We start from the raw sequence: 3056 nt of genomic DNA, 5'->3' as shown, positions 1-3056 counted from the left end.
GCCGCCTCCAGCATCAACCGCTGCTGCGGATCGATCGCCAACGCCTCACGCGGACTGATCCCGAAGAACCCCGCATCGAAATCAGCAACACCCTCAACAAAGCCGCCACCCCGCGTGTACACCTTGCCGAGCTGGTCCGGATCCGGGTCGTACAGGCCCTCCAGGTCCCAGCCACGGTCGTTTGGAAGCGGCGACACCGCATCCCGCCCCTGCGACACCAGCTCCCACAACTCTGCAGGCGAAGACACCCCACCCGGATACCGGCAGCTCATCCCCACAATCGCGAGGGGCTCATCCAGTCGGGACACGGCGCGCCTCGCCCGCACGACCGGCTTCGTCCCGCCATCAGCGACAAGCCCACCAGCCTCAGCGAGCAGCAAACGCGCCACAGCGGCAGGCGACGGGTGGTCGAAGACCAGCGTGGACGGCAGTCGTACGCCACTCGCCTGCGTCAGCCGGTTACGCAGCTCGACCGCACCCAGCGAGTCGAAGCCCAGCTCTTTGAACGCACGGTCCGGCACGATCGCGGCAGACGTGGCATGACCCAGCACCGCGGCCACCTGGGCCTGGACCAGCTCCAGAACCACCCGCTCACGATCAGCCTCTGCCACCTCGGCCAACCGTCGCGCCAACGAACCTCCCGCCCCGGCCGACTGCTTCGGCACCCGCACGAGACCCCGCAACAGAGCCGGCAGCAACCCCGACCGCGCCTGCACCCGCAACGCCGCAAGATCCAGACGCACCGGGACAACCAGCGACCCGCCAACCCGCAGAGCCTGGTCGAACAGCTCCAGGCCGAGTTCGGCGGACAGGGCACCAACACCCATCCGCTCCAACCGCGCCAGCTCGGTTTCGTCCAGGGCGCCGGCCATGCCGGAGGCATCCGCCCACAGACCCCACGCCAGCGAGGTGGCGGGCAGACCCTGCGCCCTGCGATGCGCCGCAAGAGCATCGAGCGCCGCGTTGGCCGCGGCGTAATTGCCCTGACCCGGACTCCCGATCAACGCCGCCACCGACGAGAACAGCACGAACGCCGACAGATCCATCCCCACCGTCAACTCATGCAAGTGCAACGCCGCATCAGCCTTCGGCCCCATCACACGAGCAAGCTGCTCCGGCGTCAACGACGTGACCACACCGTCATCCAACACACCCGCCGCGTGGATCACGGCGGTGAGTGGCCGCTCCAACGAGCCGATGAGCGAAGCGAGTTGCGTACGGTCAGAGGCATCGCAGGCTGCGGCCCGGGCCTCACAACCCAGAGCCGCAAGCTCCCCCACCAGCTCCTCCACACCAGGTGCGTCCGGACCACGACGACTGAGAAGCACGAGATGCCGGGCACCGTGCTGCTCGGCCAGATGCCGGGCGAAGAGCGCACCCAGACCACCCGTACCACCCGTGATCAGAACCGTCCCGTCCGGATCGAACTTTGGAGCCTCCGACCCCGCCCCCTCAGACGCACGGACCAACCTCGGCGCCCGGCACACACCACCCCGCACGGCGAGCTGTGGCTCCTCCAGGGCCGCCAGCGCACCCCACTCGGGAACCTCACCCTCACCCTGACCACCCACGTCGATCAGCACGATCCGGTCCGGGTTCTCGGACTGCGCACTGCGCACCAGACCCCACACCGGTGCCTGCATCAGATCCGGCGACTCATCACCGATCGCGACCGCCCCACGCGTCACAACGACCAACCGACCACCCGAAAGCTGATCAGCCACCAGCCAGCGCTGGAGCAACCCCAACGCCTCCGCAGCATCCGACGGCTCAGCCAGCACCAGATCCGGCACCACCTGCCCACCCTCGGCAACCGCCGCGACCAGCGCATCCACACCCTCGTACCCCGACGCACCCAACACCGCCACCTGCGCAGACACCGCAGACGAAGCAGGAAGAGACAGCGCCGTCCAATCAACCGTGAACAGCGCATTGCTCTTCGCCTGCTGCACACTCGCCAACTGCGCCTGATCCACCGGTCGAAACGCCAGCTTCTCAACACGGGCAACCGGCTCACCGTGCTCGCCGACCACGTCGACACGCAACGCCGACTCGCCCGCCGACCCGATCCGGACCCGCACCCGCGAAGCACCGCTGTGCGCGAAGCGCACACCCGACCAGGAGAAGGGAAGCCGCGCCGACGCGCCCTCGCCGTCGTCGAGCCAGTTGAGCCCCCCGTGCAGCGAGGCGTCGAAGAGCGCCGGGTGGAAGCCGAATCGACGTGCCGCATCGGCATGCTCGTCCGGCAGTGCCACCTCGGCGAACATGTCGTCGCCGTCCCGCCAGGCTGCCCGCAGGCCCTGGAAAGCCGGACCGTAATCGAACCCGACCTCCGCCAACCGCGCGTGCAGGGCCGCCACGTCCACCGGCTCGCCACCGGGCGGCGGCCACTCAACGGGCAGCCAGGACGGAGCGATCGGCTCCGCGTCGGGGTCGGCGTCCCGCATGAGCGTTCCGCGCCCGTGGCAGATCGCCTCCGCCTCGTCCTCCGCCCCGGTCGCGGTATCCGGGCGGGAGAAGATCGCGACCGATCGGCGGCCGTCGTCCTCGGGCTCACCCAGGGCTACCTGAATCTGGGCCGCTGCCTTCTCGTGCAGGATCAGCGGGGCTTCGAGGACGAGCTCTTCGAGGACCGGGGCACCGGTGTGACGCCCGGCCACGATGGCCAGCTCCACCAGCGCCGTCCCCGGCACGATAACCATGCCGAGGACGCCGTGATCCTGCGCCCACGGCGTGGCGTCCAGCGAGACCCGGCCGGTGAAGAGCCACTCGTCCCGATCGCCCATGTGCACCGCTGCGGCGAGCATCGGATGGTCCAGCCGCCCGAGACCCGCGGCAGCCACGTCGCCACTGCCCGTACCAGGAGCGAGCCAGAACCGCTGCCGCTGGAAGGCGTACGTGGGCAGGGGTATGCGGCGTGCGCCGGTTCCGGCGTAGAACGCCTCCCAGTCGATCCCCACACCCGCGACGTGCGCCTGCGCGAGGAACTCCGCGAACGTCTCCGCCTCAGACCTCCGCGCCCGCAGCGCCGACGCGAAGACCACCTCCGGCGTATC

The 3056-nt window shown here is 69.6% G+C and carries 1 protein-coding gene; it reads right to left on the bottom strand.

Features of this window, described 5'->3' with window-relative positions; all coding sequences use genetic code 11:
* On the bottom strand, positions 1-3056 hold a 3056-nt coding region (locus tag Q0994_RS33750; protein WP_299542527.1), incomplete at both ends, for an SDR family NAD(P)-dependent oxidoreductase.

It is taken from the genome of uncultured Streptomyces sp. (assembly GCF_947488945.1).
GTDB lineage: Bacteria > Actinomycetota > Actinomycetes > Streptomycetales > Streptomycetaceae > Streptomyces.
This window is presented reverse-complemented; position numbering and strand designations above follow the sequence as displayed.